This is a genomic window from Sphingobium sp. JAI105, assembly GCF_015752145.1.
Lineage (GTDB): Bacteria > Pseudomonadota > Alphaproteobacteria > Sphingomonadales > Sphingomonadaceae > Sphingobium > Sphingobium xenophagum.
Genome location: NZ_JADOUC010000001.1, coordinates 3,182,937 through 3,197,656, shown reverse-complemented (window position 1 = coordinate 3,197,656; position 14,720 = coordinate 3,182,937). Strand labels below are relative to the sequence as shown.

At 65.6% G+C, this 14,720-nt stretch carries 12 protein-coding genes; 3 read left to right on the top strand and 9 right to left on the bottom strand.

Annotated elements, in window-relative coordinates; genetic code table 11:
* Positions 1 to 63 precede the first annotated feature (63 nt).
* The 3 genes from IWY39_RS15545 to rsmA are packed head-to-tail and all read left to right on the top strand — an operon-like array spanning position 64 to position 3,314.
* Positions 64 to 1,449 (top strand): peptidylprolyl isomerase, encoded by a 1,386-nt coding sequence (locus tag IWY39_RS15545; protein WP_086485409.1) that lies wholly within the window; start codon positions 64 to 66, stop codon positions 1,447 to 1,449.
* Complete coding sequence (gene pdxA / locus IWY39_RS15540) at positions 1,427 to 2,467, top strand: 4-hydroxythreonine-4-phosphate dehydrogenase PdxA (protein ID WP_017184737.1); 1,041 nt, start codon at positions 1,427 to 1,429, stop codon at positions 2,465 to 2,467. Before IWY39_RS15545 ends, pdxA begins: the two co-directional genes overlap by 23 nt.
* The gene (rsmA, locus tag IWY39_RS15535; protein ID WP_107125398.1) at positions 2,457 to 3,314 is read left to right on the top strand and encodes a 16S rRNA (adenine(1518)-N(6)/adenine(1519)-N(6))-dimethyltransferase RsmA; all 858 of its coding nucleotides are present in this window, start codon (positions 2,457 to 2,459) and stop codon (positions 3,312 to 3,314) included. The genes pdxA and rsmA overlap by 11 nt, the downstream gene beginning before the upstream one ends.
* Positions 3,315 to 3,534: 220 nt before the next feature.
* Here the strand turns inward: rsmA and IWY39_RS15530 are convergent, their stop codons facing one another.
* The 9 genes from IWY39_RS15530 to ptsP all read right to left on the bottom strand — a co-directional run bounded on the left by IWY39_RS15530 (position 3,535) and on the right by ptsP (position 14,627).
* Positions 3,535 to 4,056, bottom strand: coding sequence for a tetratricopeptide repeat protein (locus IWY39_RS15530; protein WP_026002692.1), 522 nt, complete (start codon positions 4,054 to 4,056; stop codon positions 3,535 to 3,537).
* Between the two features lie 91 nt (positions 4,057 to 4,147).
* Positions 4,148 to 5,323 (bottom strand): RsmB/NOP family class I SAM-dependent RNA methyltransferase, encoded by a 1,176-nt coding sequence (locus tag IWY39_RS15525; protein ID WP_107125396.1) that lies wholly within the window; start codon positions 5,321 to 5,323, stop codon positions 4,148 to 4,150.
* A 39-nt stretch (positions 5,324 to 5,362) separates the two neighbouring features.
* Positions 5,363 to 6,820, bottom strand: a complete 1,458-nt coding sequence (gene guaB / locus IWY39_RS15520; RefSeq protein ID WP_107125395.1) for an IMP dehydrogenase — start codon at positions 6,818 to 6,820, stop codon at positions 5,363 to 5,365.
* Positions 6,821 to 7,001: 181 nt separating this feature from the next.
* Positions 7,002 to 8,951, bottom strand: a complete 1,950-nt coding sequence (gene ftsH, locus IWY39_RS15515; protein ID WP_107125482.1) for an ATP-dependent zinc metalloprotease FtsH — start codon at positions 8,949 to 8,951, stop codon at positions 7,002 to 7,004.
* Positions 8,952 to 9,028: 77 nt separating this feature from the next.
* A complete protein-coding gene (locus IWY39_RS15510; protein WP_107125394.1) occupies positions 9,029 to 9,220 on the bottom strand; it encodes a hypothetical protein in 192 nt (63 codons plus the stop codon).
* A gap of 94 nt (positions 9,221 to 9,314) precedes the next feature.
* Positions 9,315 to 10,295: a tRNA lysidine(34) synthetase TilS gene (tilS, locus tag IWY39_RS15505; protein WP_107125393.1), complete on the bottom strand. Its 981-nt coding sequence runs from the start codon at positions 10,293 to 10,295 to the stop codon at positions 9,315 to 9,317.
* A complete protein-coding gene (locus IWY39_RS15500) occupies positions 10,286 to 11,227 on the bottom strand; it encodes a hypothetical protein (protein ID WP_107125392.1) in 942 nt (313 codons plus the stop codon). Before IWY39_RS15500 ends, tilS begins: the two co-directional genes overlap by 10 nt.
* Before the next feature lie 94 nt (positions 11,228 to 11,321).
* Positions 11,322 to 12,266, bottom strand: coding sequence for a helix-turn-helix domain-containing protein (locus IWY39_RS15495; protein WP_107125391.1), 945 nt, complete (start codon positions 12,264 to 12,266; stop codon positions 11,322 to 11,324).
* 84 nt (positions 12,267 to 12,350) lie between these two features.
* A complete protein-coding gene (gene ptsP, locus IWY39_RS15490) occupies positions 12,351 to 14,627 on the bottom strand; it encodes a phosphoenolpyruvate--protein phosphotransferase (protein ID WP_107125390.1) in 2,277 nt (758 codons plus the stop codon).
* Positions 14,628 to 14,720: the final 93 nt, after the last annotated feature.

Sequence of the window (14,720 nt, the reverse complement as noted above, 5' to 3'; positions counted from 1 at the left end):
TCAGGGCTGGTTCAGGCGGATTGGCGCATTCGTGCCAGACCGTATTGGAGATATTTGCCGACGATGCTGCCTGTCGTTTCCACGTCCACCCGCATGTTTCCGGCCGTTCGTTCGGCCCTGCGCACCCTGTTCCTGTCGACCGCGCTGCTTGGCGTGGGGGTGCAGGGCGTCACCGCGCAAACGGTCGATGATGGCGGCGACATCGCCAGCCAGCAGCTCAACCTGCCGCAGGACGTCACCGTTTTCGGCAAGAGCGACCCCAATGTCCGCAAGGCGACGGCGATCGTCAACGGCCGCATCATCACCGGCACGGACATTGACCAGCGCCTCGCGCTGATCATCACCGCCAATGGCGGCAAGGTGGCGCCGGAGGAAAAGGAGCGGCTGCGGGTGCAGGTGCTGCGCAACCTGATCGACGAAACGCTCCAGATTCAGGAAGCCGCCGCCAACGACATCAAGGTCGATCCGGCCGAAATCGAACAAAGCTATGAACGTGTCGCGGCCAATTTCCGCCAGTCGCCGACCCAGTTCGACGCCTATCTGCGCAGCCAGGGCAGTTCCTCGGCCAGCATCAAGCGCCAGATTGAGGGCGAACTGGCGTGGAGCCGCCTGCTGCGGCGCAATATCCAGCCGTTCGTCAACGTGTCCGAAGACGAAGTGAAATCGGTGGTCGACCGGCTGAACGCGGCCAAGGGCAGCGACGAATTCCGCATCGGCGAAATCTATCTGTCGGCGACCCCGGAAAATCGCGACCAGATCATCGCCAACGCCCGCAACATCATCGAACAAATCAAGCAGGGTGGCAGCTTTGCCGCCTATGCCCGGCAATTTTCCGAAGCATCGACCGCAGCGGTCGGTGGCGATCTGGGCTGGGTCCGCCCCGCCCAGCTGCCGCCCGAACTGGCGAATGCCGCCGTCGAAATGCAGGTCGGGCAGATTGCCGGGCCGATCGAGGTCGCTGGCGGCGTGTCGCTGATCTACGTGATGGACAAGCGCAAGGTGCTGACCGCCGATCCGCGCGATTCGCTGCTCAGCCTGAAACAGCTGTCGGTTCTGTTCCCGCAGGGCACGACCAAGGAGCAGGCGAGCGCCAAGGCCGCAAGCTTCGCCGCCGCGATCAAGGAGATCAAGGGCTGCGGGCAGGCCAATGAGGTCGGCGCAAAGATCGGCGCGGACGTGGTCGACAACGACAATGTGAAGCTGCGCGATCTGCCGCCCCAGCTGCAGGAGATTCTGCTAAACCTCCAGGTCGGCGAAGCCACGCCCCCGTTCGGCTCCATCACCGACGGCGTGCGCGTCCTGATCGTGTGCGGCCGCGATGATCCAGTGTCGGCCAATGCGCCCAATCCCGAACAGATCATGGCGCAGCTGGAAGAAGAGCGGGTCAACAAGCGTGCGCGCATCTATCTGCGCGATCTGCGTCGTGATGCGATCATCGAATATAACTGACACCGCGCCCCTGCCCGGCCAGTCGCCGCTGCCCTTTGCGGTTTCGCTCGGCGATCCCGCCGGGATCGGGCCGGAAATCGTCGCCAAAAGCTGGGTCATGCGCGACGCGCGTGGCCTGCCGCCCTTTTTCGCGGTGGGCGACGTCGCGGCGTTGCGCGCAGTCTGGCTCGGCCCGATCGCGCTGATCAGCGCGCCGGAAGACGCCGCCGCCGCCTTCGGGTCGGCGCTGCCCTGTCTTCAGGTCGGACAGGCGGGGGAGATTATTCCCGGCACCCCCAGCGTCGACGGCGCGCGCACCGCGTTTGAATCGCTCGAAGCCTCGGTCGGCCTCGCCCGGTCGGGATCGGCGGCTGGCATCGTCACCGCACCCGTGGGCAAGGAACAGCTGTACGGCGTGGGCTTCACCCATCCGGGCCAGACCGAATTCGTCGCCGAACGCTGCGGCGTATCGCCCCATAATGCAGTGATGATGCTGGCCGGGCCATCGCTCAAGGTGGTGCCGGTCACGATCCATATTCCGCTGAGCGAAGTGCCGGCGGCGCTGACCATCGACCTGATCCGCGCCCGTGCGATCACGACGGCCAAGGGATTGCAAAAGAATTTCGGCATTGCCCGCCCCCGCCTCGCCGTCGCCGGGCTGAACCCTCATGCCGGGGAAGGCGGCGCGCTGGGACGGGAAGAAATCGACATCATCCGCCCGGCGGTCGAATCGCTGCGTGACGAAGGGTTCGATATAGTCGGGCCGCTCGCCGCCGACGGCATGTTCCATGCCCGCGCCCGCGAAACCTATGACGCGGCGCTGTGCATGTATCATGATCAGGCGCTGATCCCGATCAAGACGCTGAATTTCGACGATGGCGTCAACATCACGCTCGGCCTGCCGATCGTGCGCACATCGCCCGACCATGGCACCGCCTTTGGCATTGCAGGCACCGACAGCGCCAATCCCGGCGCGATGATCGCGGCGCTGCGCATGGCCGCCGACGCCGCCCGTGCGCGCCTCGCCTATGCCGCCTGAAGCCAGGGTGAAACTGCCGCCGCTGCGGGACGTGATCGCCACGCACGGGCTTCAGGCCAGCAAAGCGCTGGGGCAGAATTTCCTGCTCGACGAACAATTGCTCGACCGGATCGCCGCCATCCCCGGCGCGATCGACGGCCAGCCCGCGTTCGAGGTCGGTCCCGGCCCTGGCGGCCTGACCCGCGCCATATTGCGCGCGGGCGCACGCCTCGTCGCGGTCGAGCGTGACCGGCGTTGCCTGCCGGCATTGGCGGAACTGGACGCCGCCTTTCCGAGGCAGTTGCGCATCTTGTCGGGCGACGCGATGGAGATCGACGCACGCGCGGAAGCAGGCGATGGCGCGCATATCATCGCCAACCTGCCCTATAATGTCGGCACAGCGCTGCTGATCGGCTGGCTGTCGGCTGACTGGTCGCCGCTGCCCTGGTGGTCCACGCTGACGCTGATGTTCCAGATGGAGGTCGCCGAACGCATCGTCGCCCAGCCCGGCACCGATCATTATGGCCGCCTCGCCATCCTGTCCCAATGGCGCAGCGACGCGCGCATCGCGATGAAGGTCCACCGCAGCGCCTTCACCCCGCCGCCCAAGGTCATGTCCGCCGTCGTTCACCTGACGCCCAAAGCCGCGCCGGACGGCGTGCAGCTAAAGCATCTCGAACGCCTGACCGCCGCCGCCTTTGGCCAGCGCCGCAAGATGCTGCGGCAAAGCCTCAAGGGCTTGCCCGGTGCGCTCGATGCCCTGGCGGATGTCGGCATCGACCCGCAACGCCGCGCCGAAACGGTCAGCGTCGATGAATTTGTCGCGGTGGCAAGGATGCTGGGGCGGCAGGCCCGCGCTGCGCCTTAGGCGCGATGATTTCACGGAGGTAGAGAATTGAACCTGAACGCCCCACACCGGGCGCACGGGAACCACTGTCCTACACGCCGCCCGCCCTGCTACTATCGCGCCGACCGGCTCTTTCTCACCGTCGACAGCCAAACGGATCGCACAACAATCCATGCCAGCCCGGTAATAAAATATCGCTTTTGCCGGGAAATATGCGAAGTTAAGCGGCGCAAATCCTATTTTACGGCGTCTCGGTCGGCACCGTCTTGGGCGCGGTCGGGACGGCATCCTTGGCCGTCAGGGCGACCGCGGGCGGGCCTTTCTGGATCGCGGCGGCCAGCTGGCTGACGGGCGCGCACTCACCCTTGCACAGCGTTTGCGCCTTGGCCAGCACCTCCTTGGCCTTGGCCAGCGCGCCCTTTTCCACCATCGCCTCGCCCTGCCCCGCCAGCGCGACCACATCGGTCGGGTCCAGCAGCAGCGCTTCCTTGTAGAGGCGGATCGCTTTGCCCTGTAGCCCCTGCGCGCGGGCGACCTGCGCCAGATCGATATAGGCGGCGCGGTTGCGCGGATCGACCGCCAGCGCGCTTTCCAGCGCATCGGTCGCACCGCTCAGATTGCCCGCCGCGAAAGCCGCAGCGCCCGCCTTCTGCCATTCTATCGATCGCGGCTCGATCTGCGCATCGGGCCGCTGGCTCAGCCCGACGCTGGACACAGTGGTCAGGACGATGGCAAGCGCGATCGAGGCGGGGGTAAAACGCATAAGAGTCTCCAGCCATGTTTCAGGCGTTGATTTTGTCCAAGTGTCGCTATTTTGCGGGCGCTTGTCCATGGCCTGTTTCACGCCCCCGCTTTCAGGCAGACCGGCGCAGGCGCGCAAAGAAAAAGCCGTCCGTCCCGTCATGCCCCGGCGTCAACAGCCAGCCAGCGCCATGGGCGCGGCCCAGCGGCATATCCAGCGCTTCCGCCGTCCATCCATCATGGCGGGCCAGAAAGCCATCCACCTGATCGCGTCCCTCCCGATCCGTCAGCGCACAGGTAGCATAGACCAGCGCGCCGCCCGGAGCCAGCAAGGGCGCGGCAAAATCCATGATGCGCGCCTGTTCCGCAACCAGCCGGTCAAGCCGCGCCTGCGTCAGCCGCCAGCGCGCCTCCGGATTGCGACGCCAGGTGCCGGTGCCCGAACAGGGCGCGTCGACCAGCACGACGTCGGCCTTGCCATGCAGGCTGTCCAGCCCCCGCCCCTCATGCCCCTGATCGATCAGCAGCGTTTCGATGAAGGTTGCGCCCGCCCGCTCCGCCCGTGGACTGAGCCGCGCCAGCCGCGCGCGGATCGTATCGGCGGCGATCAGCATGCCCTGCCCCGCCATCGCGGCGGCCAGCGCCAATGTCTTGCCCCCTGCCCCGGCGCACAGGTCCACCACAGTCATGCCGGGCGCTGCGGCGCAGGCCAGCGCGATCATCTGGCTGCCGCCATCCTGCACTTCCACCAGACCCTGTTTCCATGGGTCGGCCTGTTCGACCGGGAAGCCTTCGGGCAGGCGCAGGCCATCGGGCAAGCCCGCGATCGGCTGCGCGTCGGGCAATTGCCGCGCGACCGTGGCAGGCGTCGCCTTCAGCCGGTTGACCCGCAGATCGACCGGCGCGCGGCCCAGCAGCGCCGCCTGCTCGACCGGCGCAGCAAGAAGCGGCGCAAGCCACGCTGGCACTGCCCCGGCGCTGGCCCCGACCTCGCCCGGTTCGATCGGCAACGGCGCATGGGTCGATCCGTCGAACAGCGTGGCCAGATCGGGCCGTTCGATCGCCAGTCCGATCATCGCTTCGCGCCCCGTATCGGGCCGTTCACCCGCGCGGCGGATCGCATCATAGACATGATCGCGCACCGCCCGCCGGTCGCGCGACCCGGCGTAGCGCCGCTCCTTGAAATAGCGCGCGATCAGCGTGTCGGCGGCAGGCCCGCCGTCCCGCGCCGACGCAATGATCGCGTCAAGCAGTTCGATCGCGGCCTGAAGGCGGGCGGCGGGGGTCAAGACTCCCCTCCCTTTAGGGCAAGCGGAAGGGGAATATCATCAGCGCGTCGGATAATTGGGCGCTTCCCGCGTGATGGTGACGTCATGGACATGGCTTTCGGACAGCCCGGCATTGGTGATCTGCACGAAACGGGCGCGCTCCTGCAAGTCAGGGATGGTGTGGCTGCCGGTATAGCCCATCGCCGCCTTCACGCCGCCGACCAGCTGATGGATCACATCCTTGGCCGGACCCTTGAACGGCACCTGCCCCTCAATGCCTTCGGGGACCAGCTTCATCTGATCCTTGATGTCCGCCTGGAAATAGCGGTCGGCGCTGCCCCGCGCCATGGCACCGACGCTGCCCATGCCGCGATAGCTCTTATAGGCCCGCCCCTGATAGAGGAAGGTTTCGCCCGGTGCCTCGGCGGTGCCTGCCAGCAGCGATCCGACCATGACGCAACCGGCGCCAGCCGCCAGCGCCTTGGCCACGTCGCCGCTCGTACGCAACCCGCCATCGGCGATCACCGGCACGCCCAGCTTGGCGGCAGCTTCGGCCGAATCCATGATCGCGGTCAGCTGCGGCACGCCCACGCCCGCGACAACGCGCGTGGTGCAGATCGACCCCGGCCCGATGCCGACCTTCACGCAATCCGCGCCCGCGCCGATCAGCGCGCGTGTCGCCTCGGCAGTGGCGACATTGCCCGCGACCACCTGGACATGGTTGGACAGGCGCTTGACCGCTTCCACCGCAGCCGAAACCTGCTTGCTGTGGCCATGGGCGGTATCGATGACGATCAGGTCGCATTCCGCGTCGATCAGCGCCTCGCTCCGCTCCAGCCCCTTGTCGCCCACCGTGGTCGCCGCCGCGACGCGCAGGCGGCCTGACCCGTCCTTGGTCGCCTGTGGGTATGTCACGGCCTTTTCCATATCCTTGACCGTGATCAGGCCGACGCAGCGATAGGCGTCGTCCACCACCAGCAGCTTTTCGATCCGGCGCTGATGCAGCAGCCGCTTGGCTTCGTCCTGGCTGACGCCGGCTGGAACGACGGCCAGATTGTCCTTGGTCATCAGCTCGCTGACCGGCTGGGCCGGATTTTCGGCAAAGCGGGTATCGCGGTGGGTCAATATGCCGACCAGCTTGCCCGATTCCTCCACCACCGGAATGCCGCTGATCCGATGCTTCTGCATCAGCATCTGCGCATCGGCCAGCGTGGCGCTGGGCAGGATGGTGATGGGGTTGACCACCATGCCGCTTTCGAACCGCTTGACGGCGCGCACTGCGTCCGCCTGCTCTTCCACGGTCATGTTCCGGTGCAGCACGCCGATGCCGCCCAACTGCGCCATGACGATCGCCATGTCGGCCTCCGTCACCGTGTCCATCGCCGACGACAGGATCGGGATGTTCAGCTTTATCTCGCGCGTGACATAGGTGGACGTGTCCGCCTGACTGGGCAGCACGTCGGATTCGCCGGGCTGCAACAGCACGTCGTCAAAGGTGAGGCCGAGGCGGATGTCCATGGAAAATGCCACTTTCTGATGCGAACCCTGGGGTTGGTTCCGGGGGATTTGTGGCGGCCCATGTAACCACTATGGGCGCGGACGGCCAGTCCCTTTGGCCCATTTTATTGCGCGGGTTGCGGGGACATGAAAAAGGGCGCGCAACCCGATGGTTGCGCGCCCCATTTCCTGTCCTTGCCGATCAGGCTCCGGCGGGAGACGGGTTTCCGAATGGCCCCTTGCGCTTGCCCGCGCGCGGGATGGAAGACCCTGCCGCCGGGATGACCGACGGCTTGATCGTCGTGCCATCGTCGCGGGTGATCTCGCCCTTTTCCAGCAGCGCCTTGATCTCGTCGCCGCTCAGCGTTTCATATTCCAGCATGGCATTGGCCAACAGGTGCAACTGGTCCTCATGACCGGTCAGCAATTCCTTGGCCCGGTTATAGCCCTGCTCCACCAGCCCGCGAATTTCCTTGTCGATCAGCTTGGCGGTCTCGTCCGACATATGGACGCGGGCGCTCTGCGAATAGCCCAGGAAGGTTTCGCCCTGCTGCTCTTCATATTGCAGCGGACCCAGCTTGTCGGACATGCCCCACTGGGTGACCATGTCGCGCGCCAGCTTCGTCGCATATTGAATGTCGCCCGATGCGCCGCTCGACACCTTGTCATAGCCGAAGATGATCTCTTCGGCGACGCGGCCGCCCATGGCCACGGCCATGTTCGCATGCATCTTGTCGCGGTGATAGCTGTAGCTGTCGCGTTCGGGCAGGCGCATGACCATGCCCAAAGCGCGACCGCGCGGAATGATCGTCGCCTTGTGGATCGGGTCGGACGCAGGCTCATGGACCGACACGATGGCATGGCCGGCCTCATGATAGGCGGTCATCTTCTTTTCATCGGCGGTCATGACCATGGAGCGGCGTTCCGCGCCCATCATCACCTTGTCCTTGGCCGCCTCGAACTCGTCCATCGCGACCAGCCGCTTGCCGCGCCGCGCCGCCATCAGCGCCGCCTCGTTCACCAGATTGGCGAGGTCCGCGCCGGAAAAGCCCGGCGTGCCGCGCGCGATCGTGCGCGGTTCGACGTCGGGCGCCAACGGCACCTTCTTCATATGGACGGCCAGGATCTTCTCACGGCCTTCAATATCAGGACGGGGCACTACGACTTGACGGTCGAACCGGCCCGGACGCAGCAGCGCCGGGTCCAGCACGTCGGGACGGTTGGTGGCCGCGACGATGATGATGCCTTCATTGGCTTCAAAGCCATCCATCTCGACCAGCAACTGGTTCAGCGTCTGCTCACGCTCGTCATTGCCATTGCCAAGGCCCGCGCCGCGATGACGGCCCACCGCGTCGATTTCATCGATAAAGACGATGCAGGGCGCATTCTTCTTCGCCTGCTCGAACATGTCGCGCACGCGGCTAGCGCCTACGCCCACAAACATTTCGACAAAGTCGGAGCCGGAAATGGTGAAGAACGGCACGCCCGCCTCGCCCGCGATCGCGCGGGCCAGCAGCGTCTTGCCGGTGCCGGGCGAACCGACCAGCAACGCACCCTTGGGGATCTTGCCGCCCAGCCGAGCGAACTTGGTCGGGTTCTTCAGAAACTCGACGATCTCCTGCAATTCCTCGCGCGCTTCGTCGATACCGGCAACGTCATCGAATGTGACCTTGCCATGCTTTTCGGTCAGCAGCTTGGCCTTCGACTTGCCAAAGCCCATCGCACCGCCTGCACCGCCGCCCTTCTGCATCTGACGCAGCACGAAGAAGGCGATGCCAAGGATCAGCAGGAAGGGGAGCGACTGGTAGATCAGGATCATCCAGAAGCTGGGCTGTTCTTCGGCCTGCCCCGAATATTTGACATTATAATCGTCAAGCAGGCCGGTCAGGCCCGGATCATTGACCGGAACGGTGCTGAACTTCTGGCCACTGGCCAGCGTACCCGAAATCTTGTTGGGCGCGATGGCGACATCCTTGACCTGCCCTTCCTGCACCTTCGATCGGAATTCGGAATAGGCAATGCCGGTCCCTGCCGTGGAGGCGGAACGGCTGTCAAACATGGACACGAACAGCAACAGGGCGACAATCACCCCCGCCCAAATCATCGCGCTCTTGATCCAGGGGTTGCCCTGCGGGTCTTTCTCGTCGTTCATCATCACTCTCTTTCACCGGCCAAGATAGGGCGCGTCGGCCAAAGCGCAAGCTTGGCAACCGCCCTACAGGACAAGGATTAACCGGCGGTGAGTTGGACGATCGCGAGACAGGCCAGCGCCAGCGCCAGGCCCGCTGACAGGCCGCACAGCAGATAGCCCAGATACAGCAGCAACGGCGGGTGCGGCCGGGCCAGCTTATGATTACGTTGCGCTGCCGAAAGGATGATACTGGCCAACAGGCCATAGGTCAGCGCCGCAAATTCCATCATTACTGCAAATCTCCGCTCATTCGGATGCAGGATGAAGCATGGGCGGCGTTAAAGAAAGACTATTGCGGCGCACAAAAACGGCAGGGCGTTGGGTTCATACGTCGGACTGCGGAACTTTTTGGAAATGCCCGCGCTGGGGCGCGGCGCGCAGCGTCCATACTCGCCCTCCGCGCAGCAGCCAGTCGCCTAAATTCGCTTGCCCTCCCGCCTGCGCGGCGACGATTGCCCGGTCGAGTGCATCGCCCCGCGGCGGGGCCGCATCCGGCGCGGCGGCATTGAGCATGTGGAGGACCAGGCGGCGCAGATATTCGCGCGGCAAATCCGTGCGATCGAGCCGCCACTGATCGCCATCGCGGCCCACATGGCGTGCAGCCAGTTCGGCGACGCTCCAGTCCAGCGCCGCTTCCGCCTCCGCCAGCGCGGCAGCGCTGCGGGCGGCCGCTTCCGGGTTCAACCAGTCCGCTCCGGTGAGGGCCACGCGCAATGCCGCGCGGTCGAACCGTGGGTCAGCGTTGGAAGGGTCATGGACATGCGGCACCGCCTCTTCGTCGACAAGCCGCTGCAACGCCGCCTTGCGCACGCCCAGCAGTGGGCGGATGACCGTGCCGGAGCGCCCCCGCACCCCGGCAAGGCCACCGACGCCCGATCCGCGATTGAGCCGCATCAACAACGTTTCAAGCTGGTCGTCGGCATGATGGGCGGTCATGATCCAGTCGACGCCCTGCGCGCTGCGCCATTGTTCGATCAGGCGGTAACGCTGCGCCCGCGCCCAGGCCTGAATATTGCCGGAGGGCGGTGCGTCCGGCGTTGCGATATGATGGGCTATCCCCTGCCCCGCGCACCAGCGCGCGACCATGGCCGCTTCGTCGGCGGAGGCGGGACGCAGGCGATGGTCGACGGTCACCGCCGCCACCCGTTCAGGAAAGGCGCGGGCCGCCAGATAGAGCAGCGCCATGCTGTCCGGTCCACCCGACACTGCAACACCAAAACGCGCCGCCGGGTCATCGCCCGCCAGCGCGCGGGTCGCCGCGATCAGCCGCGCTTGCAGGCCGGATCGGTCACTGCTCAGCTGCACTTCGCCTTGGTGCGGCCCTTGTCCATCATGCCGCGCAGACTTGCGGACAGGCTCGTGCCATAGACCTGCTCCAGCTCTGCATAGACTTTGCAGGCATCGGCAGGCTTTTTGAGCTGGATCAGCGCTTCGCCCAGATAGGCGAGACTGTCAGGCGCGCGGTCGCCGCGCGGGCGCTTCTGATAATTTTCATAGAAAGCGACCGAGGCCAGAGCAGGCTTGCCATCGTCCAGATAGGCGCGGCCAAGCAGGTTCTGCGCCCGGCTGGCAACGGATGCGTCACCATATTTGTCGACCGTAGCCTTCAGCTGCGCCTGCGCTTCGGGATAAAATTTCGCGTCCCACAGACGAAAGCCATAGCTGTAGGAGTCCATGGCGGCGTCGCCGGTATCCGGCCGCTCGATCGCGGCGATCGCTGCCTTGCGGGCTTCGCTGGCGGCCGGTGTCGCGGGCGCGGGCGCAGGCTTGGAAGGCGCTGGCTTGGCCGCGACCGGCGCCGGGTCGGCCGCAACAGGCGCAGCCGCCGTCGGCCTGACTTCAGGCGGGGTTTCAGGCTGGAGCAGACGGCCTTCGATTTCGGCCTTATATTTGGTGAAAGCCTCTTCCAGCTGCTTGAGCTTGAAGCTGTTTTCCTCGACTTGGCCAGTGATCGAGGCGAGCTGCGATTCCAGCGCCCCCACCCGCGCCGTCAGGTCCGATATGGGCGAGGAGGATGGCGATCCGGGGGCGACGGTCGGGGCGGCGGGGCGAACGATCTGCGCTTCGACGGGCGCGCCAGCCGGAAACACCTTGCGCTGAACGGCTTTCATTTCCTTTTCCAGCCGGTCGACCCGCACCTCGACCGGCGCATTTTGCGCAATGGCGGGCGGCGCGATCGCCAGCAGAAGCGGCGCGCTCCATGCCAGACAGGAGGTCGCGAAAAAGGCGTGACGCATGATATTCCCCGACTAATTCTCTCGCCTTAACCATAAGGCGTTATTTCGCGCGGTAAAGCGTCACGTTTCACGCTGCCCGCGTCCGGAACCAGGCTTAGCCACCCGTTCCGTCGCCCGATGCCGCTGGCGCGGGCGCTGGTGCCGCGGGCGCGGTTTCGCCAGTGGAGGACGGCCCGGCCTGACGCTTGGCCGCCGGGCGCTGCGCGGGCCGGAGGGATGTCGCTGCGGCAGATGAAGCGGCGGCGGGCGCTGCGGCGGCAGTCCCGCGCGCCAGCAGCGCTTCGGCGCTGACCGGCACGTCGGCGATCGTCCGGTCCGGCGCACCCAAAGGCGCAACCACCTTGCCCCCGACAGTGACGCTGAGCGCCTGTGGCCGCCCGGTCAGGATCATCGGATTACGCGCGCTGGCAGGCAGAGTGAAAACCTCGCCCTTCTTCATCAGGCCATCCTTCAGCCGCTCGCCCGCCTCGTCATAGATGCGCAGCCAGACATCGTCGGTTGCGGTAAAGACGACTGGCTGCGCAGCTGGCGCGACCTGTGCGGTGCTGGCGGCGACCGGAGCCTTGGCCTTCGCCTCTTCCTGCGCCATTTCCTCGCCCGTCGGCGGCGTCAGCGATTGCGATCGCCAGAGCGTGTAACCGGCGATCAGCAGGATGACGATGATCGCCGCCGTCCAGGCCAGCGTGCGCGAGGGCACGCGAGCGGGATCGACCGGCTCGAACACTTCGTAGCGATTGGTCGCCATGTCGCTGCTATGCACGGCCTCGCGCACTTCGGCGGCAATCGCCACTTCGTCCAGGTCGACCGCGCGGGCATAGGCGCGCGCGAACCCGACCGCATAGGGAATGCCAGGCAGGGCGGCATAATCGTCGCGCTCGACCGCTTCGAGTTGCCGCAGCGCGATCCGCGTGCGGGTGGCGACTTCCGCCAGCGACAGGCCCGCTGCCTCCCGCGCGGCACGCAGCTTCGCGCCGGGGGTGTCGGGCTGCATTTCCGGTGCGGGGCCCGCACCGGTGTCCAATTCTGTTTCGTCTGCCATGCTGCTCCGCGACCTTCGATGGTCGGTCTTGTCTCACTGTGGGACGGGGATTGTCAACGGCGCGCCGCGCCTTTGCCGTTCACCTCACCCCAGTTCGATGTTCCGTTCAACCGCCCACTGGGTCAGGCTCGCCCGAATGTCGCGCACGCCCCCGTCCAGCAATTCGCGCATCAACGCCTGCAGTTCCGCCGCATCGACCGCGCGGATCATCGCCTTGACCGGACCGACCGAGGCAGGCGTGATCGACAGGCGGCGAATGCCCAGGCCAACCAGCGCCATCGCTTCAAGCGTGCGCCCACCCATTTCGCCGCACACGCCGACGGGCACCTGATAGTCGGCGCAGGTCCGCACTACCCGGTCCAGGAAGCGCAGAATGGCGATACTCAACCAGTCATATCGTTCCGCCAGACGCGGATGGGCGCGGTCTGCGGCGAACAGGAACTGGGTCAGGTCATTGGTGCCGATCGACAGGAAATCGAGCCGCGGCAGCAATATGTCCAGCACTTCGGCCAGCGCAGGCACTTCCAGCATCGCGCCATATTTGACCGCGATCGGCAACTTCTTCTTGCGCTCCTGCAACCACAGGCGCTGATGTTCGACCAGCGCGCGCGCCTGCTCATATTCCCAGGGTTCCGACACCATCGGGAACATGACGTGCAAAACCTTGCCCGCCGCCGCTTCCAGCAAGGCGCGGGCCTGCGCCTTCATCAGACCGTCGCGGTCTAGCGCCAGCCGCAGCGCGCGCCAGCCCATCGCCGGATTATCCTCCAGCTCCTCGTCATCGTCGCGCTGCATATAGGGCAGCGCCTTGTCCCCGCCGATGTCGACGGTGCGGAAGATGACGGGGCGGTCACCCGCCGCATCCAGCACATCCTTGTAAAGCCGCTGCTGCTTTTCCCGCTGCGGCAATGTGGCGGACACCAGAAACTGGAATTCGGTACGAAACAGGCCGATGCCGTCCGCACCCACCATGTCGAGCGCCTGCGCATCCTCGCGCAGTCCCGCATTGACCATCAACTCCACCCGCTGGTCGTCGGCCGTGACAGACGGCAGGTCGCGCATCGCGGCAAATTCGGCGCGACGCTTCTGCGTGACATGCAGCTTGTTGTCGAACGCCTCGTCCATGTCGGGCGTCGGGCGGATCAACAGCGTATTGGTGTTGACGTCCATCAGGATGAGGTCGCCCTCATTGACCAGATGGCGAATGTCGCGGACGCGGCCCAGCACCGGCACGCCCATGGCGCGCGCGACGATGGTGACATGGGCGGTCAGCGATCCTTCCTCCAGGATCACGCCCTTCAACCGGCGGCGATCATATTCCAGCAGTTCGGCCGGGCCCAGGTTGCGCGCGATCAGGATCGCGTCCTGCCGCAGACCCATCTGCGCCGCCGTGCCCAGTTGCCCCGACACGATCCGCAGCAGCCGGTTGGCCAGATCCTCCAGATCATGCATCCGGTCGGACAGTAGCGGATCGTCAATCTGGCGCATCCGCATGCGGGTGCGCTGCTGCACCCGCTCGATCGCCGCTTCGGCGGTCAGGCCGCTGTCGATCGCCTCGTTGATCCGGCGGGTCCAGCCTTCGTCATAGGCGAACATCTTGTAGGTTTCCAAAACCTCCTGATGCTCGCCCTCCATGCCGAACTCGGCCGCGCCGGTCATGCGGTCAATCTGTTCGCGCATCTTGGCGAAGGCGGAAATGACCCGCTGCCGCTCGGCCTCTATATCCTCCGCAACCGTATGTTCGATATGGACGCGCGGCTGGTGGAATACCGCATGGCCCCGCGCCATGCCCATCACCAGTTGCAGGCCGTGCAGCATGGTCGTGCCGGTATCGGCGACGCGCTGGTCGCTTGGTCCGTCATCGGCCAGTTCCGCATTGGCGATCAGTTCGGCCATCACCATGGCGACGGTCTGAAGCGCCTCTATCTCCACTTCCTCATATTTGCGCGGCTCGGCATGTTGCACGCACAGCACGCCGATCGACCTTTCCCGCCGCACGATCGGCACACCGGCAAAGCTGTGGAACAGCTCCTCCCCGGTTTCGGGGCGATAGCTATAGTCGGGGTGCGACGCGGCCTCGTCCAGGTTCAGCGTTTCGACATTGGTGGCGATCAGGCCGACCAGCCCCTCGCCCATCGCCATGCGGGTGACATGGACCGCTTCCTGCTTGAGGCCACGGGTCGCGAACAGTTCCAGCACGCCTTCACGCACCAGATAGATGGAGCAGACCTCGCTCGACAGCGACTGGCCGATAATCTCCACCACCTTGTTCAGTTTCGCCTGCGCGCTGGTGCGCGACGCCATCACCTCCTGAAGGCGGGTGAGGATCTGGCGGGCGGCGGCGGCGGGCGTGCTGGGCATGATAGCAGCGCTATCAGATCGGCGGCCTGCTTTCCAAGCCATTCATGCAGCGCGATCGCCGACAGATGTCATTTGCATGGCGGAAACATTCTG

Coding starts and splice junctions, on each gene's coding strand:
- IWY39_RS15545 (WP_086485409.1), top strand. CDS start 64: ATGCTGCCTGTCGTTTCCACGTCCACCCGCATGTTTCCGGCCGTTCGT.
- pdxA (WP_017184737.1), top strand. CDS start 1,427: ATGCGATCATCGAATATAACTGACACCGCGCCCCTGCCCGGCCAGTCG.
- rsmA (WP_107125398.1), top strand. CDS start 2,457: ATGCCGCCTGAAGCCAGGGTGAAACTGCCGCCGCTGCGGGACGTGATC.
- IWY39_RS15530 (WP_026002692.1), bottom strand. CDS start 4,056: ATGCGTTTTACCCCCGCCTCGATCGCGCTTGCCATCGTCCTGACCACT.
- guaB (WP_107125395.1), bottom strand. CDS start 6,820: ATGGACATCCGCCTCGGCCTCACCTTTGACGACGTGCTGTTGCAGCCC.
- ftsH (WP_107125482.1), bottom strand. CDS start 8,951: ATGAACGACGAGAAAGACCCGCAGGGCAACCCCTGGATCAAGAGCGCG.
- IWY39_RS15510 (WP_107125394.1), bottom strand. CDS start 9,220: ATGATGGAATTTGCGGCGCTGACCTATGGCCTGTTGGCCAGTATCATC.
- IWY39_RS15500 (WP_107125392.1), bottom strand. CDS start 11,227: ATGCGTCACGCCTTTTTCGCGACCTCCTGTCTGGCATGGAGCGCGCCG.
- IWY39_RS15495 (WP_107125391.1), bottom strand. CDS start 12,266: ATGGCAGACGAAACAGAATTGGACACCGGTGCGGGCCCCGCACCGGAA.
- ptsP (WP_107125390.1), bottom strand. CDS start 14,627: ATGCCCAGCACGCCCGCCGCCGCCGCCCGCCAGATCCTCACCCGCCTT.